The 19,033-nt window shown below is 65.0% G+C and carries 18 protein-coding genes; 8 read left to right on the forward strand and 10 right to left on the reverse strand.

Features of this window, described 5'->3' with window-relative positions:
- The first annotated feature begins 67 nt into the window (after positions 1-67).
- Positions 68-1,987 (forward strand): LCP family protein, encoded by a 1,920-nt coding sequence (locus BH93_RS21650; RefSeq protein ID WP_037171145.1) that lies wholly within the window; start codon positions 68-70, stop codon positions 1,985-1,987.
- A gap of 66 nt (positions 1,988-2,053) precedes the next feature.
- Positions 2,054-2,728, forward strand: coding sequence for a phosphate signaling complex protein PhoU (gene phoU, locus BH93_RS21655; protein ID WP_032376398.1), 675 nt, complete (start codon positions 2,054-2,056; stop codon positions 2,726-2,728).
- A 123-nt stretch (positions 2,729-2,851) separates the two neighbouring features.
- On the opposite strand, the gene pstB is transcribed toward phoU, so the two are convergent.
- The 6 genes from pstB to BH93_RS21685 form a co-directional block, all read right to left on the reverse strand.
- On the reverse strand, positions 2,852-3,628 hold the full coding sequence (pstB, locus tag BH93_RS21660) for a phosphate ABC transporter ATP-binding protein PstB (protein ID WP_032376397.1): 777 nt from the start codon (positions 3,626-3,628) through the stop codon (positions 2,852-2,854).
- A 37-nt stretch (positions 3,629-3,665) separates the two neighbouring features.
- Positions 3,666-4,574 carry a phosphate ABC transporter permease PstA gene (gene pstA, locus BH93_RS21665; RefSeq protein WP_032376396.1) on the reverse strand — a complete coding sequence of 303 codons (909 nt, stop codon included), beginning with the start codon at positions 4,572-4,574 and terminating at the stop codon, positions 3,666-3,668.
- A 3-nt stretch (positions 4,575-4,577) separates the two neighbouring features.
- Positions 4,578-5,615, reverse strand: a complete 1,038-nt coding sequence (gene pstC, locus BH93_RS21670) for a phosphate ABC transporter permease subunit PstC (RefSeq protein WP_032376395.1) — start codon at positions 5,613-5,615, stop codon at positions 4,578-4,580.
- Positions 5,616-5,702: 87 nt separating this feature from the next.
- Positions 5,703-6,803, reverse strand: a complete 1,101-nt coding sequence (pstS, locus tag BH93_RS21675) for a phosphate ABC transporter substrate-binding protein PstS (RefSeq protein WP_032376394.1) — start codon at positions 6,801-6,803, stop codon at positions 5,703-5,705.
- A 200-nt stretch (positions 6,804-7,003) separates the two neighbouring features.
- Positions 7,004-7,909: a mycothiol synthase gene (gene mshD, locus BH93_RS21680; RefSeq protein ID WP_052064773.1), complete on the reverse strand. Its 906-nt coding sequence runs from the start codon at positions 7,907-7,909 to the stop codon at positions 7,004-7,006.
- Complete coding sequence (locus BH93_RS21685; protein ID WP_032376392.1) at positions 7,910-8,671, reverse strand: winged helix-turn-helix transcriptional regulator; 762 nt, start codon at positions 8,669-8,671, stop codon at positions 7,910-7,912.
- Between the two features lie 130 nt (positions 8,672-8,801).
- Here BH93_RS21685 and BH93_RS21690 point away from each other — a divergent pair, with 130 nt between their 5' ends.
- The 5 genes from BH93_RS21690 (at position 8,802) to BH93_RS21710 (ending at position 11,909) form a co-directional block, all read left to right on the forward strand.
- The gene (locus tag BH93_RS21690) at positions 8,802-9,581 is read left to right on the forward strand and encodes an LmeA family phospholipid-binding protein (RefSeq protein WP_032376391.1); all 780 of its coding nucleotides are present in this window, start codon (positions 8,802-8,804) and stop codon (positions 9,579-9,581) included.
- Positions 9,578-9,997, forward strand: coding sequence for a thioredoxin family protein (locus BH93_RS21695; RefSeq protein ID WP_037171143.1), 420 nt, complete (start codon positions 9,578-9,580; stop codon positions 9,995-9,997). The genes BH93_RS21690 and BH93_RS21695 overlap by 4 nt, the downstream gene beginning before the upstream one ends.
- A 251-nt stretch (positions 9,998-10,248) precedes the next feature.
- The gene (locus BH93_RS21700; RefSeq protein WP_037171142.1) at positions 10,249-10,716 is read left to right on the forward strand and encodes a DUF4395 domain-containing protein; all 468 of its coding nucleotides are present in this window, start codon (positions 10,249-10,251) and stop codon (positions 10,714-10,716) included.
- 49 nt (positions 10,717-10,765) lie between these two features.
- Positions 10,766-11,602, forward strand: a complete 837-nt coding sequence (locus BH93_RS21705; RefSeq protein WP_037171140.1) for a sulfurtransferase — start codon at positions 10,766-10,768, stop codon at positions 11,600-11,602.
- Between the two features lies 1 nt (position 11,603).
- Positions 11,604-11,909 (forward strand): DUF1416 domain-containing protein, encoded by a 306-nt coding sequence (locus tag BH93_RS21710; RefSeq protein ID WP_032376387.1) that lies wholly within the window; start codon positions 11,604-11,606, stop codon positions 11,907-11,909.
- Between the two features lie 80 nt (positions 11,910-11,989).
- Here BH93_RS21710 and BH93_RS21715 read toward each other — a convergent pair whose 3' ends face one another.
- Positions 11,990-13,507: a cutinase family protein gene (locus BH93_RS21715; protein ID WP_037171138.1), complete on the reverse strand. Its 1,518-nt coding sequence runs from the start codon at positions 13,505-13,507 to the stop codon at positions 11,990-11,992.
- 384 nt (positions 13,508-13,891) lie between these two features.
- Between BH93_RS21715 and BH93_RS21720 the strand changes: the two genes are divergently transcribed.
- Positions 13,892-14,533, forward strand: a complete 642-nt coding sequence (locus BH93_RS21720; RefSeq protein ID WP_052064779.1) for an FABP family protein — start codon at positions 13,892-13,894, stop codon at positions 14,531-14,533.
- Positions 14,534-14,712: 179 nt separating this feature from the next.
- Here the strand turns inward: BH93_RS21720 and BH93_RS21725 are convergent, their stop codons facing one another.
- From BH93_RS21725 to cydB, 3 genes are read right to left on the reverse strand one after another with little or no spacing between them, the layout of a single operon-like run.
- Positions 14,713-16,314, reverse strand: a complete 1,602-nt coding sequence (locus tag BH93_RS21725) for an ATP-binding cassette domain-containing protein (RefSeq protein ID WP_080738883.1) — start codon at positions 16,312-16,314, stop codon at positions 14,713-14,715.
- Positions 16,307-17,995, reverse strand: coding sequence for a thiol reductant ABC exporter subunit CydD (cydD, locus tag BH93_RS21730; protein ID WP_037171137.1), 1,689 nt, complete (start codon positions 17,993-17,995; stop codon positions 16,307-16,309). The genes BH93_RS21725 and cydD overlap by 8 nt, the downstream gene beginning before the upstream one ends.
- The gene (gene cydB, locus BH93_RS21735) at positions 17,992-19,029 is read right to left on the reverse strand and encodes a cytochrome d ubiquinol oxidase subunit II (RefSeq protein ID WP_037171135.1); all 1,038 of its coding nucleotides are present in this window, start codon (positions 19,027-19,029) and stop codon (positions 17,992-17,994) included. The genes cydD and cydB overlap by 4 nt, the downstream gene beginning before the upstream one ends.
- Positions 19,030-19,033: the final 4 nt, after the last annotated feature.

Consider the following 19,033-nt stretch of genomic DNA (forward strand, 5'->3'; position numbering starts at 1 on the left):
TCAGTACTATGGCTTGGATTGCCGAGTAGGCAACGCGTGCGTGTGATGGAAGGCCAGGTTCGAATTCGTGGGAGACGATCGAGAGTCGGGCCCGTCTGTGCCCGAGGGTCGCGCCCCATGGGAGCGCCCGCTTTCCTCAATCAGACAAAACGGAGAGCATCGGCCTCGCTCCGAACGCCCGTCCACACCGGACCAGGATTCACCACCGCAGCCGGGCGACAGCGGCAGGCTCGGTAAACGATCGCCGCGTAATGCCGACACCGTCTCGGTGGCCGAGTTGGTGGACAAGATGTCGCGGTCGGGATCGAGTCGTCGGGTACCCACCGAACGGCCCGAGACCGAAGAACCCACCGAGATCATCGCCCCGATCACCGATTCCACGCCCCCACCCTCCCGGGCAGTACCACCGACGCCGCCGCATGCGGTACCGGAACCGGTGGGCGCGCCCGCCTCGGACCGCCCGGCGCTGACGCGGTTGGCGATGAGCCGGGTGCGACGACGCAGGCGACTGCGGATGGTCGGCCGGAGTCTGGTGTCTCTCATCGCGATTCTCTCGGTGGCACTGACCGGAGTGGTGTGGGGATATCTCCGCAACACCGACCAAGGATTTCTTCAGGTCGCTGCGCTCGATCCCGACTCGACGGACGTCGTCGACGCCGCAGGTCAGTACGGCGACGAGACGTACTTGATCGTCGGTACCGACACCCGCACCGGGGCCAGCGGCGAGGTCGGTGCCGGAACCGTCGCCGACGCCGAGGGAGCCCGCTCGGACACGGTCATGCTCGTCAACATTCCGGCCGATCGCAGTCGCGTCGTCGCCGTGTCTTTCCCGCGAGATCTCGATGTGACGCGCCCCGAGTGCGAGCAGTTCGACAACGACACCAATACCTACACCGGTGAGATGTTCCCCGAGGCGTACGGCGACAAGCTCAACGCCACCTACGCGCTCGGTGGCCCCAAATGCCTGGTCAAGACGATCCAGAAGATTTCCGGTCTCCGCATCGGGCACTTCGTGGGAATGGATTTCGCCGGGTTCGAGTCCATGGTCGACGAGGTCGGCGGCGTCGAGGTCTGCACCGCGCAACCGTTGATCGACTACGAGCTCGGAGACGTACTGCCCAACCCCGGTACACAACGCATCGACGGGCGCACCGCGCTGAACTACGTCCGGGCTCGCAACGTCGAGTCCGAGGGCAACGGCGACTACGGCCGCATCAAGCGGCAACAACGCTTCCTGTCGTCCTTGCTCAGGTCCGCGCTCTCGAACAAGGTGCTGCTCGATCCGGGCAAGCTGAACGGATTCGTCAACGCGTTCACCTCGGACACGTTCGTGGAGAACGTCAAGACCCAGGACCTCGTGACGCTGGGCCGGTCGCTGCAGAACGTGGACGCCGGCGCGGTCACCTTCCTCACCATCCCCACCACCGGCACCAACGACTACGGCAACGAGATCCCCAACGACGAGGCGATCGGCGCCATCTTCCAGGCGATCATCGACGACGATCCGCTGCCCGGCGAGGAACGCGCAGAGCCGGTGACCCCCGAATCCTCGGCTCCCCCCGCCGCCCCCGACACCCCGCTACTGGCCGTCGAACCAGGCACGGTGTCGCTCCAGGTGTCCAACGCGTCCGATATCGCCGGGATGGCACAAACAGCATCCGACGAGCTCGCGACCTACGGATTCCAGATCCTGACTGTGGGCAACTTCTCGGGCTCCGCCGCCCAGACCGTGGTGCGCTACTCCCAGGACCAGGAAGCGGCCGCAGCGACCGTCGCATCGGCGATCCCCGGCGCAGCCATCGAGCTGGCTCCGAGCCTGAACAACGTCGTCGAGGTGGTGCTCGGCTCCAATTACCCCGGATACACGCAATCCCCGACGGCGTTCGGCACCGCAATCGATGCCACACAGGTGGAGGGCACAACCGAGAGTGCGCCGCTCCCGGAAGATCTTTCGTTCACCAATGCCGCCGACGACACGTGTGCCTGAGTTCATTCATGCTCCGTTAACCCTCGGGACAGGGAACAGGTCAGTGTGACCTACTAAACTTCGCTCATGCGCGTCGCCTACAACGAACAGATGAACGAGCTTGCCGATCTCCTCGGAGAGATGGCGAGCCTGGCTGGTACGGCCATGGAGAAGGCCACCCAGTCACTCCTCCAAGCAGACCTGGTGCTCGCCGAGCAGGTCATTTCCGAGCACGACAAGATCACCGAGCTCAGCGCGGTGTGCGAGGAGAAGGCTTTCACGCTCCTCGCCCTGCAAGCGCCCGTCGCAGGCGATCTTCGTTCGGTGGTGGCCGGCATTCAGATCGTCGCCGACATCGACCGGATGGGCGCACTCGCCCTGCACGTCGCGAAGATCACTCGCCGCAGACACCCGAACCATGCCCTCCCCGAGGTCGTCAACGGGTACTTCGCCGAGATGGGACGCCTCGCCGTTCAGATCGGCGCGTCCGCACGCGAGGTCCTCGAGACACGCGACCCCGAGCGCGCTGCGAAGTTGCAGGAGGAAGACGAGGCGATGGACGATCTGCACCGTCACCTCTTCACCGTTCTGATGGACCGTGAGTGGAGCCATGGCGTCGCAGCTGCGGTGGACGTGACTCTGCTGGGTCGCTTCTACGAACGCTTCGCCGATCATGCTGTCGAGGTCGGCCGACGAGTGATCTTCCTCGTCACCGGCCAGCTTCCGGTCGACCTGCACCAGAACAACATTCCCACCTCGTAGTACCGCTCACGTCGAGTAGCGCTGCCCGGCAGCGCTACTCGATGTCCGTATCAGGGCAGGCGCACAACGAGAAGAACCCCCGTCGAGCTTTCGCTCGGCGGGGGTTCTCTTCGCGGTATGTGGCTATCCGAAGCGGCCGGAGATGTAGTCCTCGGTGGCCTTCTGCGTCGGGTTGGAGAAGATCTTCTCGGTGTCGTCGATCTCGATGAGCTTGCCCGGCTTACCGGTCGCCTCGAGGTTGAAGAAGCCGGTCTGATCGCTCACGCGCGCAGCCTGCTGCATGTTGTGCGTGACGATGACGATCGTGAAGTCCTGCTTGAGTTCCTGGATAAGGTCCTCGATTGCCAGTGTCGAGATGGGGTCCAGAGCCGAGCACGGCTCGTCCATCAGCAGCACATCGGGCGAGACGGCGATGGCACGAGCGATGCACAGACGCTGCTGCTGACCACCGGAGAGGCCGCCACCGGGCTTGTCGAGGCGGTCCTTGACCTCGTTCCAGAGGTTGGCGCCCTTGAGTGAGCGCTCGGCGATCTCGTCGAGTTCCTTCTTGCCGCGGCCGCCCTGCAGCTTGAGGCCCGCCACGACGTTGTCCTTGATGGACATCGTCGGGAACGGGTTGGGGCGCTGGAAGACCATGCCGATGGTGCGGCGCACACCCACGGGATCGACGCCGTTGCCGTAGATGTCCTCGCCGTCGAGCAGCACCGAGCCCTCGACGCGGGCACCGGGGGTTACCTCGTGCATGCGGTTGAGCGAACGCAGGACGGTCGACTTACCGCAGCCCGACGGTCCGATGAACGCGGTGACGCTGCGCGGCGGTACGGCCAGGGTGACGTCGGAGACGGCGTGGAACTTGCCGTAGTAGATGTTGACGTCTTTGAGATCGAGACGCTTTGCCATGTTCTTCGTTCCTTACGGTTCGCTGGAGTCGGGTGGGTCAGAAGTTCTTGGGCGAGAAGAACTTCGAGACCAACTTCGCGCCGATGTTGAGTATTGCGACGATCAGGATCAGCGTCAGGGCTGCTCCCCACATGCGCTCAGCGGTGAGCACGCCGGTTCCTGCCTTCTGCAGGTCGACCATCATGAGCGGCAGAGACGTCTGCGGCCCTTCGAAGATGTTGAAGTTGATGGCGGTGGCAGATCCCACCAGGATCAGCACCGGTGCCGTCTCGCCCATCACGCGGGCCAGGGCCAACATGATTCCGGTGACGATTCCGGACAGCGCGGTGGGGATGACGATCTTCGCGATGGTCTTCCACTTCGGCACACCGAGTGCGTAGGACGCCTCGCGCAGGTCCTGCGGAACGATGCGCAGCATTTCTTCCGCCGAGCGCACGATCACCGGGATCATCAGCAGCACCAGAGCGAATGCGACGGCCACACCGGAGCGCTGGAAGCCGAAGGTGGCGATCCAGAGCGCGTAGATGAACAGGGCCGCGACGATGGACGGCACACCGGTGAGGATGTCGACCATGAAGGTCGTCACTCGGGCCAGCCGAGTACCTACGCCGTATTCGACGAGGTAGATGGCGACGAAGATGCCGATCGGGATGGAGATGACGGCGCAGAACAGTCCTTGCAGGAGAGTTCCGACGATGGCGTGATACGCGCCGCCGCCTGCGATGAACTGGGTGACGCCGGCCTGCGAGTTCTGCCACCAGGTGGGTGAGACCACGGCAGAGAGACCGCGGGAGATCACCGTGTAGAGCACCCAGATCAGCGGTACGAGAGCGACCAGCACCGAGAGGCTGACGAGAATCGTCGCCGCCAGGTTGGACGCCTTGCGCCTGGCGCTGACGCCCTGGAACGTGGGTTCCTTGACGGGCTTGTCCATGGTTGCAGTCATGGGTCAGTCCTTCTTTCCGGCGATGGCGGCGCGAGCACCGGCGTTGACGACGAAGGTCAGGACGAAGAGCACCAGACCGGCGGCGATGTAGGCACCTGCCTGCAGCGGGTTGTTGAACTCGCCTGCGGCCAGTGCGATCTTGGTGGCGAATGTGGAACCGCCGTCGAACAACGTTCCGCCGAAGGTCGCCTGGGTGCTGCGGATGATGATGTACAGCGCGATGGTCTCACCGAGCGCGCGGCCGAGGCCGAGCATCGAGCCCGAGACGAATCCGGACTTACCGAACGGAATGACCGTGGTGCGCACGACCTCCCAGCGAGTGGCTCCGAGCGCGAGGGCGGCTTCGACCTGGCCCTTCGGCGTCTGGATGAACACCTCACGGGTGACGGCGGCGATGATCGGCAGGATCATCACGGCGAGCACGATGCCACCGGTGAAGATGGTGCCGCCGCCGGCGATCGACACCGATCCGGTGCTGAAGAGTGGGAACCAGCTCAGCGACGAGTTCAGCCATTCGGCGAACGGACTGATGGCGGGCGCGAGGACGTAGAGACCCCAGAGACCGAAGACGATCGACGGGACCGCGGCCAGCAGATCGATGATGTAGCCGAGCGGTCCTGCGACTCGCTTGGGTGCGTAGTTCGTCAGGTAGATGGCGATGCCGAGAGCGACCGGCATCGCGAGAATCAGCGCGAACAGAGACACGGTGACGGTGACCAGGAAGAGGTCGAGTACACCGAACACCATTGCGGAGGTGTCGGATGTGTCCCAGGCGCCGTTGTAGGTCAGGAAGTTGACCGTGTTGTTCGACAGTGAGGGGATCGCGCGCCAGAGCAGGAAGATTCCCACGGCGGCGATCAGGGCGATGATGAAGATGCCCGAGCCCGTGGCCAGGCCTCGGAAGATCCGGTCACCGGGACGTGTGACGGTTCCCGACGTTTTCTTGTCTGACAATTGTGGTTCTTCCGGTTTGTGCGCGGCACCCGTGGAGGGCACGGTAGCCGCGGAGGGGACGCCGGTCATCGAGTGGGTGTCGCTCATACCGCTCACTGTCTCGTGTGGGGGTCGAGGACGGTCTTGCTTCGGCTCGCGATGTCGCGAGCCGAAGCAAGATTACGTCTCATTGAATCAGGCGATCGCTTCGATAGCGGTGACCAGGCGTTCCTTGAATGCGTCGGGCAGCGGGACGTAGCCGGCTGCCTCGAGGCCCTCCTGGCCCTCGTTGGCTGCACTGAGCAGGAAGGACTTGACGGCTGCCGTGGTGTCGGCGTCGTAGCCCTTCGAGCACACGATTTCGTAGGTCGCGAGGACCAGCGGGTACGTGTCGGCTGCGTTGCTGGCGTACAGGCCGTCGATGTCGATGACGAGGTCGTTGCCCTCACCCTTGAACTTCGCGGCGTCGATGGCCTTGCCTGCGGTCTCGCTGCTCAGCTCGACCGGTCCGTTGCCGAAGTCGACGGCTGCCTTGCCCAGGCTCTCCTGGTCGGCGAAGCCCTTCTCGACGTAGGTGATCGCACCGGGGGTTGCGGCCACGGCCTGGGCGACGCCCGAGGATCCGTTGGCACCTTCACCGACTCCGCCGGCCCAGTCGGAGCTGTGGTTCAGGGTCCAGGCCTCGGGAGCGGATGCAGCCAGGAAGCGCTGGAAGTTGTCGCTGGTGCCCGAGGAGTCGGAGCGGTAGACCGGGGTGATCGCGGTCGACGGGAGCGTTGCGCCCTCGTTGAGTGCGGCGATGGCCGGGTCGTTCCAGGTGGTGATCTTGCCGGTGAAGATCTGGGCGATGACGTCGGGGTTCAGCACCAGATTGTCGACACCGTCGACGTTGTAGGCCACTGCAACCGGGCCGAAGACCAAGGGCAGGTTCCAGGCCGGGTTGTTTGCGCAACGAACGGCAGCCTGGGCGGCCTGATCGTCCTTGATCGACGAGTCGGATCCGGCGAAGTCGACGAGACCGGCGACGAACTGCGTGCGGCCGTTACCCGAGCCGCTGGTGGTGTACTCGACGGCCTTGCCGGCGCAGACGCCGGAGTAGATCGAGGTGAAGTTGGACATGGCGTTCTGCTGAGCGGACGAGCCTTCACCGGTCAGCGGGGACTTGCCTTCGCAGGTAGCCGAGGACTGTGATGCGCCGTCCGTGGTGGCGACGTTCGCGTCGCTACCGCATGCGGCCAGCAACATGGCACTGACTGCCACTGCACTCATGAGAGCACCGTTGCGCTTGAGGTTCACCTGTTTCCTCCGAGGAATCTTGGGCCGTGTTCACGCCTCGGGCCTGATCGGCCGAGCAGTGACTGTGTGGGTGCCGGCTCGAAAGAAACCTCGCACCAGGCGGCGTTGGTTGCCGCCCAGAGAGAAAGGTAAGGGCAGGTGGTAGACGTTTACCCCCGCGTGGGTGAACGGAAGATGAACACCGCGCTGGAAATGTCCGTTTAGACGGTACGCGCGTACGCGGCGTCCACGTGGTAATTCGTGAACCCGAGCTTGGTGTAAGTGTGTACCGCGGCAGTGTTGTCGGCCTCGACGTACAGCATGATCTGACCCAGTTCGCGGCTACGCAGGTAGTGCAGGCCCGCCAGCGTCAACACTCGACCGAGACCACGGCCCTGGGACTGCGGATCGATACCGACGACGTACACCTCACCGATGGCCGGCTCGGTGCCCTCGGCCGAATGAACTTTTGTCCAGTGAAATCCCAGCAGGTGGTCGCTGCCTTCCTCGAACGCCAGGAACAGGCCCGCCGGATCGAACCAGGGCTCGTCTCGTCGCGCAGCAATGTCGCGGTCGGTCCAGCCACCCTGCTCGGGGTGCCACGAGAATGCCGCATTGTTCACCCGCAGCAGCTCTGCGTCGTCCTGATGACCACGATAGGTTCGCAGCGTAATACCGTCCGACACAACAACATCGGGGAGATCAGGACTGGCCGATGCCCGACGCATCTGCAGCAATTCCCGAACCACCTTCAGCTCCAGACGAGCTGCAACGGACTGCGCCGCGGCGATGTTGCCATGCGCCCAGATTCGCGCATCCGAGCCGATATCGAGTGCGCGAGAAACCAATTCGCGACCAATACCGCGACCGCGAGAAGAAGGATCGACCACCGCCTCGGCCATCCCGTCGGCGATTCCGGCGTAGCCGACAACGCGATCACCTTCGGTGGCGACGAGACGAACGACGTTCTCGCCGGCGTCGACCGCCTTCACCGCCTGCTCCGAGAGCGGCGCGGTGCCGTCGACTTCCGTTGCGCGAGAAAGGATCCGATGAACCTCGTCGGAAACCCGAGAAGACGGTGCGTCGCCGTCGATGGGATGGACGCCGAACGCAGTATCCGAACTCATCTAGGAGAGAGTACTCTCCTGCTCGAACTCGAAATCCGCATCGCCGGTATCCCCGCCCGCGCCGTCCGATGCAACTGGGCCGCCCTTGGTGTTGCGCGCAGGCCGGACCGCCTTGTATCCCACGTTGCGCACTGTGCCGATCAGCGATTCGTACTCGGTGCCGAGCTTGGCGCGTAGGCGTCGAACATGGACGTCGACGGTGCGCGTGCCACCGAAGAAGTCGTAACCCCACACCTCCTGCAGCAGTTGGGCGCGAGTGAACACGCGGCCCGCGTGCTGAGCCAGATACTTCAGCAGCTCGAATTCCTTGTAGGTCAGATCGAGCGGACGACCGCGCAGTCGCGCGGTGTAGGTGCCCTCGTCGATGATCAACTCGCCGAGCGTGATCTTGCCCGAGGTCTCCGGGCTCGCGACGCCGCCACTACGCCCCACCAGTAGCCGCAAGCGCGCGTCCAGCTCCGCCGGGCCGGTACCCGGAAGCAGGATGTCGTCCAGGCCCCAATCGGAGTTGACCGCCACGAGCCCGCCCTCGGTGAGAACCGCGACGACGGGGATGGCCGACCCGGTACTGCCCAGCAGGCGACACAACCCGCGTGCCGCAGCCAAATCGGTGCGGGCGTCCACGAGCGCGATATCGGCCGAACCCGCTTCGAGTAGCGAGGAGACCTCGGTGGGCACCGGTCGCACGTGATGCGCCAGAAGAGCAAGGGACGGAAGAACGCCCTCCGGATTGGGGTCGGAGGTCAGTAGTAGGAGCTCCACTGCGTCTCCATTCTTACTGCTGGCCGGTCCAGCCCGAGCTGGATTGGAGTATTCGTCAAGGACACAGACTAGCTTGTCCGTACAACTGGCCGAAGCGGGCAGTACGCGACCCGTCGGTCACAATGGACGCGTGCGCACACTTCTCATCGGACTCGTCAGCCTGCTGGCCCTCGCGCTCGTCGTGGATTTCGGCGCGGCGGCGTATTCCGAATACCGAGTCTCACGCGCGATTCGCGCCGGTGGCGAACTCAATTCGGACCCCCAGGTGATCGTGCACGGATTCCCGTTCCTGACCCAGGCAGCGGACGGCCGTTACCAGAACATCGAGATCAGGGCTCAGGACGTTCCCACCGAATACGTCGGCTCGACGACCATCGAGGCCAATCTTCGCGGCGTCCACATCGCCCTGTCGGACTTGATCGACAACAACGTCCGCGCCATTCCGGTCGACGAACTCGACGGCCGCGTCCGCATCGAAGCGACCGACCTCGGCCGGTTCCTCGGCATCGTCGACCTGCAGGTTTCTGCGCCCCCGGCCGACAAGTCCGACGGCACGGGCGGCTCGGGTGGCTCGGGGAAGACGACGACCGGAGGCGTCGTGCTGACCGGAACGGTGCCGGTCGGCCCACTGCAGACCACAGTGAGCGTGGAAGCCGACCTTCTGCTCGAGGGAGACAGTGTCGCCATCGTGGCATCCGACTTCTACTTCGGCCCCGAGGGTCGGGCGGACTTCACGATTCCCGACTTCGCCAAGCCGACCGTGCTCGGGTTGTTCACCAAGACCATCGAGCGCCAGAACCTGCCCTTCGGACTTCTGCCTACCGACGTGTACGCGGAAGGGTCGCAGATCGTCATCGAGGGTTCGGGCGACAACGTGACGATCGACCTCAACGAGATCGAAAAGCCGTGACAGGGATCACAGTCCTGTTGGTCGTGGCGGTCCTCGCCGTAGTCACCGGGCTCTACCTCCGGAGCCGGTCCGGCACCGTGCGCGCCGTACGAGACACCGGCTCCGACACCGACGCGCTACGCCCACTCCTGCTCGAGGCGGGCATCACGACCGACACCGCGACCGTGCTGCACTTCTCGGCGGACTGGTGCGGACCGTGCGCGGCCGTCCGTCGCGTCGTAGGCCAAGTGCTGAACGACCGCAGCGGGGCCCGCGAAGTAGAGCTCGACATCGATGCCCATCCGGCCCTCGCTCGTGAGCTGGGAGTGCTGTCGTTGCCCACCACGTTCGTGCTCGACACCGAGTTGCGTCGGCGCTCCAGAATCGCGGGGGTTCCCTCCGCGGCGGCTCTGCGGTCCGCGCTCGACGCCCTGTGACCGCACCCGCTCGGGCCGGCGGTTCGACGCACCGCTGGTAGCAGGTAGGATGCTCTTCGTGTTCTCCCGCCACGAGCTGATGCTCACCAGTCGACGCACGGTTGATCTGTGCCGACTGGGCGGATGTTGCTGTCGCTGCTGCTGATTTCCTTCTGCCGCCACGCCCATGCGTGATGTCGGCCCAAGACAGGAATCCACGTCCGAGCACTGCCTTTGCGGCGTGCCCCGGCCTCGTACAGGAGTACTTCTCGATGTCGACACACGACACCCACACCGACACCCACACGATCGACCAGGTCGACGTCCGCGGCCCGCGCTTCGCAGCGTGGATCACCACCGCCGTCCTGGTCGTCGTACTTCTCCTGACCACGATCTCGGTCCCCGCAGCGGCAATCCTGCTCGGGCTACAGGCGATCGTGTTCGGAATCGGAGCCGTACGCGGACCCAAGCACAGTCCGTACGGCACGATCTACGCGACGTTCGTCGCTCCGCGACTCTCCCCGACCAGCGAACGCGAGCCGGTGGCTCCGTTGAAGTTCGCTCAGCTGGTGGGATTCGCGTTCGCCGCCGTCGGAGTTCTCGGCTTCGTGCTCGGCGCTCCCGTCGTCGGCACCGTGGCAGCAGGCTTCGCCTTGTTCGCGGCGTTTCTCAACGCCGCGTTCGCGGTCTGCCTCGGGTGCATGCTCTACCCCCTCGCGGCGCGACTGCGCAGCACCTAGCACTCACACCCTTCTTCCGATCCGTACAAGAAAGACCGAAAGGAACACCATGGCTCGCTCCGACGTCCTGGTCTCTGCCGACTGGGCCGAGCAGAACCTGAACGCACCGAAGACCGTCTTCGTCGAGGTCGACGAAGACGCCAGCGCCTACGACGGCGGACACATCGAAGGTGCAGTCAAGCTCGACTGGCGCAAGGACCTGCAGGACCCGGTTCGCCGCGACTTCCTGGGCCAGGAGCAGTTCTCGGACCTGCTGTCGGCGAAGGGCATCAGCAACGACGACACCGTCGTTCTGTACGGCGGAAACAACAACTGGTTCGCCGCCTACGCCTACTGGTACTTCAAGCTCTACGGCCACAAGGACGTCAAGCTCATCGACGGTGGACGCAAGAAGTGGGAACTCGACGGACGCGCACTGTCGAAGGACGTCGTCAGCCGGGAGACCACCCAGTACCGTGCCGAGGCTCCCGACCTGTCGATCCGCGCATTCCGCGACGAGGTCATCGACGCGATCGGCAACAAGAACCTGATCGACGTGCGCTCGCCCGACGAGTTCTCGGGCAAGATCCTCGCCCCGGCTCACCTGCCGCAGGAACAGGCTCAGCAGCGTGGTCATGTGCCGTCGGCGATCAACATCCCGTGGAGCACCACCGCCAACGAGGACGGCACGTTCAAGTCCGACGACGCGCTCGAAGAGCTGTACAAGACCAAGGGCTACGACGACGAGAAGGCCACCATCGCCTACTGCCGCATCGGTGAGCGTTCGAGCCACACCTGGTTCGTCCTCAAGGAGCTGCTGGGCAAGGAAGACGTCAAGAACTACGACGGTAGCTGGGTCGAGTACGGCTCCCTCGTCGGAGCACCCATCGAGTTGGAGGTTCACTGATATGTGTGGAGCACCCGTACAGGGCCAGACCATCCCGGCAGGCGTCGACGTCGAGAAGGAAACGGTCATCACCGGCCGCGTCCTCGCCGGCGACGGTGAGCCGGTAGCAGGAGCGTTCGTGCGTCTGCTCGACGGCACCGGCGAGTTCACCGCCGAGGTCGTCGCGTCGGGCACCGGAGACTTCCGCTTCTTCGCCGCTCCCGGCCAGTGGACGCTGCGCGCACTGTCGGCATCGGGCAACGGCGACACCGTCATCGCTCCCGAGGGCGCAGGCGTGCACTCTGCCGACGTCACCGTCGGAGTCTGATTTCGCAGCACCGATCGAAACGAAGAACCCCGCACCTACGAGCAGGTGCGGGGTTCTTTTCTGTCCAGGCCGATGATTGTTCAGTTGGGCACGGGCGCTGCGGTGGTGCGCTCCGGAACAGTGGAGTACTGCGGCGGGAACATCCCCTCCGGGACCGGGATGCCCTGGGACTCGAGGAAGGCACCGAGGTCGCTGACGCGAGTCTGTGTTCCCGGCTCCGGCAGCAGGCGAGGCTCCGACGCAGGCTGGGGAGTCTCGGGCACGGACGGCGCGGCCGGATCGACGGCAGGGGGTGCGTTGTTCTTCTCGCGTTCGGTGCGAGCGAGATCGGTCACCCAGGCGACCATCTTCTCGCTCTCCCACTCGTAACCGTCGTTGGGGTCGTTGTACCAGTAGGACAGGTGCTGCAGAAAGCCGATTGCCAAATAGGGCCCGAGCACGACGTCGACGATGCCCTTGTTGTTCTCCACCAGGCCCTCGCCTTCGGCCCGCAATTTCGCCTTCACGGTCTCGGCACCGGGCCCGAGAGCCCAGTTGAGATCGGCGAGCAGCTGGTCGGGAGACAGCGCTGCCGCAGCCTGCGCGTCGTCCACCTGATACTGCCGGTCGGAGACCTTGACCAGAACCTGCAGAAGCGTCTCGTCCGACTCGAGCCAGGACTTGTTCGTGGCGATGTCGACGATCGCGCGGGTGGCGATGCTCGCTACCGTCCGAGCGAAATCGGAGACGGTCTGCACCGGATTCAGCAGGGTCAACCGCATCTGACCGAGCACGCCGAGCGCCAGCTGCAGCAGTTCGATCTTGTCCGGCGAATCGCAGGCGAGGTCGTAGGGTCGGCACGACCACGTGACCTTGTCGGTCATCGATCCGTAGTCCCGGGGCGACTGGTCCATGAATCCGCCGCGTGACTCGCCTACCTCGTCACCGAAGTTCGGCACACCGGCCGGGCGGTAGGGCGACCCGACCATCATGACGCCGACGACGTCGTCGGCTGTGACGAGGGCATTCGGATCGCGGTGTCCGAGTTCGATCGCGAGTCGATCGAGAACCTCACCGCCGACGCTGTACCCGAGCAGAACGAACTTGGTCTTCTCGCCGCACTTGGTCTTGTACTCGTCCATCAATCGATTGGTCGACGCGAGGCCGTCGGCGATCGATTCCTGGTAGGTAGCCACGTTGTCGATGACGTCGAAGCCGTACGTGGAGGTGTACGGGACGTAGAGCCAGCCGACGGTACCGGGGCTGTCCGCGTTCGCCTCACCGACCGGAACGGTGACGTTGCCGACCCAGTTCGACGCGATCGTCTGTGCTTCTTCGTTGAGCGGATTGCGATCTGCGGCCGAGTCGGTGGCTCCGGACACCGCCAACAGCAGCACGTCCGGGCAGTCCTGCGCGTAGTTGTTGGGATCGATGTTCGGACCCTGCGAGGACCCGAAGTCTGCGGAACCGGAGTCCGCCGATCCTGAGTCCGCCGATCCGGAGTCGGGTGCGGCGAGCGCAGCAGCGGGTGCTGCGAGCGCCAGCGCCAGGGTCACCACAGCAGACCTGAACAACACGGATCCGAACGACGATGTCAGAGCGCGTTTACGACGCAGCATTGTTGCGGAGACCTCCCCAGCCTTCGTGACAGAACACAGTGAAAAACGTCGGAAATTCGCCCGCGAGCGCCCGACGTCCCCCGAAGAAGGTACCTGCTTGCCGGGATTTCTCCACCAATACGAGTGATCCAGCGCACTGACGACCCCGAAGTTGGGTAGATGTCACCAAGGACACACGTCGGATTCGGGCCGCTGTTCTCGGTGGGAAACTACGCGGGTTAAACTCGATCCCGTGGTCATCTTCTTCGAGGTATTGCTTGCGCTCGCGGCAATTGCCATCATCGCGTTCTCGCTCTACGTCGTCTACCGACTGGTCAACGACGAGTCGTGACGGATCCGGTTGCGGGGCAACCCGGCAGTGCTGACGAGGGACGGAACGCCCCCATCACCAGTGGTGACGAAGCGATAGCGGCGGCCGAACAGAAGTTCGCCGAGGCATCGTTGCGCAACGTCCCGGTACTGCCCGATATCCCCCATCCCGACGACACCGCCAACCTGCGGCTCGGTCCCGATCTGAACCCGTCGATGCTGGCTCTGTTGCCACTCGTCGGTGTCTGGCGCGGTGAGGGCGAGGGGCACGACCCCGAACTGGGAACCGACTACCTCTTCGGACAGCAGATCGTCATCACCCACGACGGCGGCAGCTACCTGAGCTGGGAATCGCGCTCCTGGCGGCTGGACTCCGACGGCAACTACGCTCACCCCGACCTCCGCGAGACCGGATTCTGGCGCGTCAGCGGCGGCCACGGCGTCAAGGGTTCCGAGAACGAAGAGGTCATCGAGCTCCTGCTGACCCACAGCACCGGTGTGGTCGAACTGTATTACGGACACGCACTCACCAAGTCGTCCTGGGAACTCGCCACCGACGTCGTCATCCGCAGCACCTCGGGTGCGCTGGTCGGCGGGGCGAAGCGGCTCTACGGCATCGTCGAGGGTGGAGATCTGGCGTACGTCGAGGAACGTGTCGTCGCCGACGGCCCACTCGCACCGCGGTTGTCCGCACGGCTCTCTCGCTACATCGGCTGAATCTTTCTTCCTGCTCGTTGCACGCGAACGGCCCCCGAGCCATACCTGCTTTCAGGTCCCGACCGGACAGGTCGGGGGCTCGGGGGCCGGGTAGCTGCCTGGGATTCGCTTGCCGCTCGCGCGGTCTTCGCAGTGAATCCGTCAGCGATAGCGGCTAGCTGACAGCCACCTCACGCGTCCTAGAGTTCATCAACTTCAGACCACCTCCTCTCTCGTGTACTCCCAACGTACGCCGGAGATTCCGAGTCGGCAAAGTGTTTTTTCTTCGGGTCTGCACCGAGATCGATCACCTGGTCGGCGTCGGTGTTCTCCGGCAATTGATGGGTGACGACCACTACGATTCGGTCGGCACCGAACAGGCCGCCGTCGGTGGTGAGCAGCTCGCGCAGTATCCGTGCGCCGGAGACTCCGTCGAGGTGTTCCGTCGGCTCGTCCAGCAGCACGATCGGTGCGGTACCGAGCAGAGCGCGCGCGAGCAGCAGCCTGCGCCGCTCTCCCCCGGACACTGCCTGTGCGCCGCCCACCAGAGTCGTGTGGACACCGAGGGGCATCGCGTCGAGCCACGAGCCGAGGCCCACTTTCCGCAGCGCCTCCACTGCTTCCCGCTCGTTCACGTCGCCGCGAACCACCCGCAGATTCTCCAGAATCGAGGTGTCGAACAGATGCGCATCCTCGGCGAACAGCGCTGCGTCCGAGCCGTATTCCTCGGCAAGTGCGCGCAACATCGTCGTTTTACCCGATCCACTGGGGCCGATGAGTGCGCTTCGCGCAGTGGTGCGGTTGAGGACCCCAGAGGGCACATAACCACGCCACTGCGGCGGAGCCGCATCGAGCATCGCCATGATTCGGGTGGCTGCGATTCGGCCGCGCATCAGCGCGACAGCCGCCCCGGGGAGCGCGGCAGTCGCCTCGAACGCAGCCAGCGGAACCAGCACGATGATCGCCAGTGCCATCGGCGTCATACCGCCGGCGGTGCCTCCGTCCGGTCCGTACAGACCGATTCCGACGAGCAAGGACCCGATCACCGACGCTCCGATCGACAGCGGCCCAGCGGCGTCGGCCATGGCCGACGGACGGGCGGCGCGGTCCCGGGCAACCACCGAATCCTGTGCTGCGCTTCGAGCTTCGGCCAGTGTTTTGTCCAGTCGCCCGGCGACCCGCAATTCCGCAGCATGGTCGAGGGCGCGGACGGCCGACTCCGCGAACCGTGCGTCGGCGTCGGCACCGGCCTCTTCGGCGATCCTCGCCGACCGCGCCGCCAGCATCGGTGCGCCCACTCCGGCGACCAGCAACGCCACCGCCAGGATCGACGCGGCAGCGGGCGCGATGCCGGCGAGCAGGCCCACCGCGGCGAACATCATCACGACGCTGACACAGATGGGCACGACGGCCCGCACGACGACGTCGCCGAGCACGTCCACGTCCGCTCCGGTGCGCGCGAGAACGTCACCGCGCCGCAGGTGGATTGCTCCGTTTCCGTTCGCCAACCTCTCGTAGATTCCGGTGCGAGCTGCCGTCGTACCGCGCAGAGCCGCGTCGTGTGTGGACAGCCGTTCCAGATATCTGAACACTCCCCGCGAAATGCCGAGCGCCCGAACGGCTACCACTGCCACGGACAGATCGAGCACGGGTGGCATCTGCCAGGCTCGGGTGATCAACCATGCCGAGAGCGCGGCCAGAGCCAGCGCACTCCCGAGGGTCGCCACTCCGGCGGCCACGGCCACCGCCACCCGCCGCGGGGAGAGCTCCAACAACGCCAACGCCCGACGCAGATCAGACATGATCGACCTTCGGGTGCAGGGTCGCGTCACTGTGTACCTCGACGACTCGGTCGGCGGCATGCAACACCGACCGCCGGTGACCCACCATCACCACGGTGACTCCTCGGTCGGCCGCGGCTCGAACAGCCTGCAGCACAGTCTTTTCCCGCGTCGAGTCGAGGTGTGCGGTCGGCTCGTCCAGCACCATCACCGAAGCATTCGAGACGAAGGTCCGGGTGAGGGCGAGGCGCTGCAGTTCGCCGAGCGACAGCCCCACTCCGCCCTGACCGACGCGGGTGTCCCAGCCGGCCGGATGATCTCGGAGAACCTCGTCGAAGCCGGCCGAACGGCACGCAGCGTTCAAGGCATCCGAGTCGGGCACTCCGTGCAGGGTGACGTTCTCGTACAGCGTGCCGGGCAACAACACCGGCCGCTGCGGGAGCCAGGCAACCTGCGCCCACCACTGGTCGAGGTCGAGTTCGGCCACCGGCACTCCCCCTATTCTCACCGCGCCGCTCGAAGGCGTTGTCAGACCCAGGATCGCTTGTAGTGCAGTCGATTTGCCTGCGCCGTTCGGTCCGGTCAGTACCGTGACGGTGCCCGCTCGGCACACTGCATTGAGCTCTGCCGGAGCCTCGCCGTCTCGACTCGTGACGGTGAGTCCGTCGAGTTCGATGTTCGCGGCCGAGGCGTCGACCGTTCGACCACCGCTCGACCGGACCGTCCGGCGATCCAACACGCGGAATGCTCGGCTGGCGGCCTCGACGCCGTCCTCGGCCGCGTGGAACTGGGTGCCCACGGACCGGAGTGGAAAGTACACCTCGGGCGCGAGGATCAACGCGACGATGCCTGCCTCGAGTGTCATCTCCCCGAATACCAGCCGCAGTCCGATACCGACAGCTACCAGCGCGACACACAGGGTCGCGAGCAGTTCGAGAACCATCGACGAGAGGAAGGCAACCTTCAACGCGCGCATCGTCGTTCGCCGATGTGCGTCGCCCAGTGCTCGGATGCGGGCGGCGGGCCCGTGTTCGCGCCCCAGTGCGCGCAATGTCGGCAGACCGGCCAACAGATCGAGCAACTGCGCCGACAGCCGGGTCATCGTGGTGAGCGTCGCAGCCGCTCGCCCCTTGGTCAGCAGTCCGATCAGAATCATGAAGATCGGGATGAGCGGCAGGGTCACCGCGATGATCACCGCCGACGTCACGTCCTGGGTCAGGATGACGACCAGGACCAACGGGGTGACGATGACGGCCAGCACCAGCGCCGGTAGGTAGCCGATCAGGTATGCCCGCAATCCGCCGATGGCGCGAGTCACCACGACCGCCAGCTCTTCACGTTCGGAGTCGAGCTCCCGAGGCTCGAAACGAGTTGCGGTCGTGAGCACTTCGAGCTCGAGCTCGGCCACCACTCGCGATGCCGACCGGTGCGCGTATCGAGACTGGGCTCCGGTCGCGAGCACGCGAACTGCCATCGCACATCCCAGCACCACCAGTTCCGTGGTCCAGTCGGACAACGATCTGGCCATCGGGTCGGTGATGACGCCGGCCAGAACGCGGCCGATGGCAAGCGCGCTCACGATGATGCACAGGGTGACGACGGTCGACAGTCCGACCGTCGCGACGAGGTAACCCCGCGCGGAGCGAGAATACTTCCACAGTCTGGGATCGACCGGTGCCCGTGAGCGGGCGGGTGCGTTCACGGTTTCACCGTCAGTCCGATCGAGTCCGGTATCTGAGCGCTCGAAATGCGTTGCCGGAAGACCCAGTACGTCCAGGCCTGGTAACCGATGACGACGGGGGCAGCGAATGCCGCGGCCCACGTCATCACCTTCAGCGTGTACGGGCTGGACGACGCGTTGGCGATGGTGAGATCGAAGGCGGCGTCCGTGCTGGACGGCATGACGTTGGGGAACAGGGAGGCGAACAGCAGCACGACGACGGCAACGATGGCGATGCTGGTGAAGACGAAGGCCCAGCCCTCGCGTACTTTCGCCGTCAGCGCGACGACGAGCAACAGCGCCACGGCTGCCACCGCGACGAGTGCCCAGGTCCAGGTCTTCCCGTACGCGAGTTGTGTCCACAGCGCGAAGGCTCCACCGACGAGTACTGCCGGAACCGAAAGCCACGCTGCCATTTTCACCGAGTCCTCGTGCACGTCCCCGGAGGTCTTGAGCGCGATGAACACGGCACCGTGCAGTGCGAACACCACGGCCATCGTTACTCCGCCGAGCAATGCGTACGGGTTGAGCAGGTCGAAGAATCCTGCGGTGACTTTCTTGTTCTCGTCGATCGCGACTCCGCGCACGATGTTGGCGAACGCGACGCCCCACAACACCGCCGGAACCCACGAGCCGATGCCGATGCCGATGTCGCAGCGTCGACGCCACACCGGGTCGTCGATCTTTCCGCGCCATTCGATGGCGCAGATGCGCAGAATCAGCGCCACCAGGATCAACAACAGCGGCAGGTAGAAGCCCGAGAACAACGTGGCGTACCACTCGGGAAACGCTGCGAAGAGGGCACCGCCTGCGGTGATGAGCCAGACTTCGTTGCCGTCCCAGACCGGACCGATCGTGTTCAGGACGGCACGCCTTCGCTTCTCACCCGTCGCGGCGTCCGGGTGCCTGCCCAAAATGGGCATGAGCATGCCGACGCCGAAGTCGAAGCCTTCGAGCACGAAGTAGCCGACGAAGAAGAAGGCGATGATGAGAAACCAGAATTCGGGCAGTGACATGACT

It is taken from the genome of Rhodococcoides fascians A25f, from assembly GCF_000760935.2.
In the GTDB taxonomy this organism is placed as follows: Bacteria; Actinomycetota; Actinomycetes; order Mycobacteriales; family Mycobacteriaceae; genus Rhodococcoides.

What these genes read in the sequence shown, in the direction of transcription:
- phoU (WP_032376398.1), top strand. Translation starts at nt 2,054, where the DNA reads ATGCGCGTCGCCTACAACGAACAGATGAACGAGCTTGCCGATCTCCTC.
- pstB (WP_032376397.1), bottom strand. Translation starts at nt 3,628, where the DNA reads ATGGCAAAGCGTCTCGATCTCAAAGACGTCAACATCTACTACGGCAAG.
- pstA (WP_032376396.1), bottom strand. Translation starts at nt 4,574, where the DNA reads ATGACTGCAACCATGGACAAGCCCGTCAAGGAACCCACGTTCCAGGGC.
- pstC (WP_032376395.1), bottom strand. Translation starts at nt 5,615, where the DNA reads ATGAGCGACACCCACTCGATGACCGGCGTCCCCTCCGCGGCTACCGTG.
- mshD (WP_052064773.1), bottom strand. Translation starts at nt 7,909, where the DNA reads ATGAGTTCGGATACTGCGTTCGGCGTCCATCCCATCGACGGCGACGCA.
- BH93_RS21700 (WP_037171142.1), top strand. Translation starts at nt 10,249, where the DNA reads ATGTCGACACACGACACCCACACCGACACCCACACGATCGACCAGGTC.
- BH93_RS21705 (WP_037171140.1), top strand. Translation starts at nt 10,766, where the DNA reads ATGGCTCGCTCCGACGTCCTGGTCTCTGCCGACTGGGCCGAGCAGAAC.
- BH93_RS21710 (WP_032376387.1), top strand. Translation starts at nt 11,604, where the DNA reads ATGTGTGGAGCACCCGTACAGGGCCAGACCATCCCGGCAGGCGTCGAC.
- BH93_RS21715 (WP_037171138.1), bottom strand. Translation starts at nt 13,507, where the DNA reads ATGCTGCGTCGTAAACGCGCTCTGACATCGTCGTTCGGATCCGTGTTG.
- BH93_RS21725 (WP_080738883.1), bottom strand. Translation starts at nt 16,314, where the DNA reads ATGTCTGATCTGCGTCGGGCGTTGGCGTTGTTGGAGCTCTCCCCGCGG.
- cydB (WP_037171135.1), bottom strand. Translation starts at nt 19,029, where the DNA reads ATGTCACTGCCCGAATTCTGGTTTCTCATCATCGCCTTCTTCTTCGTC.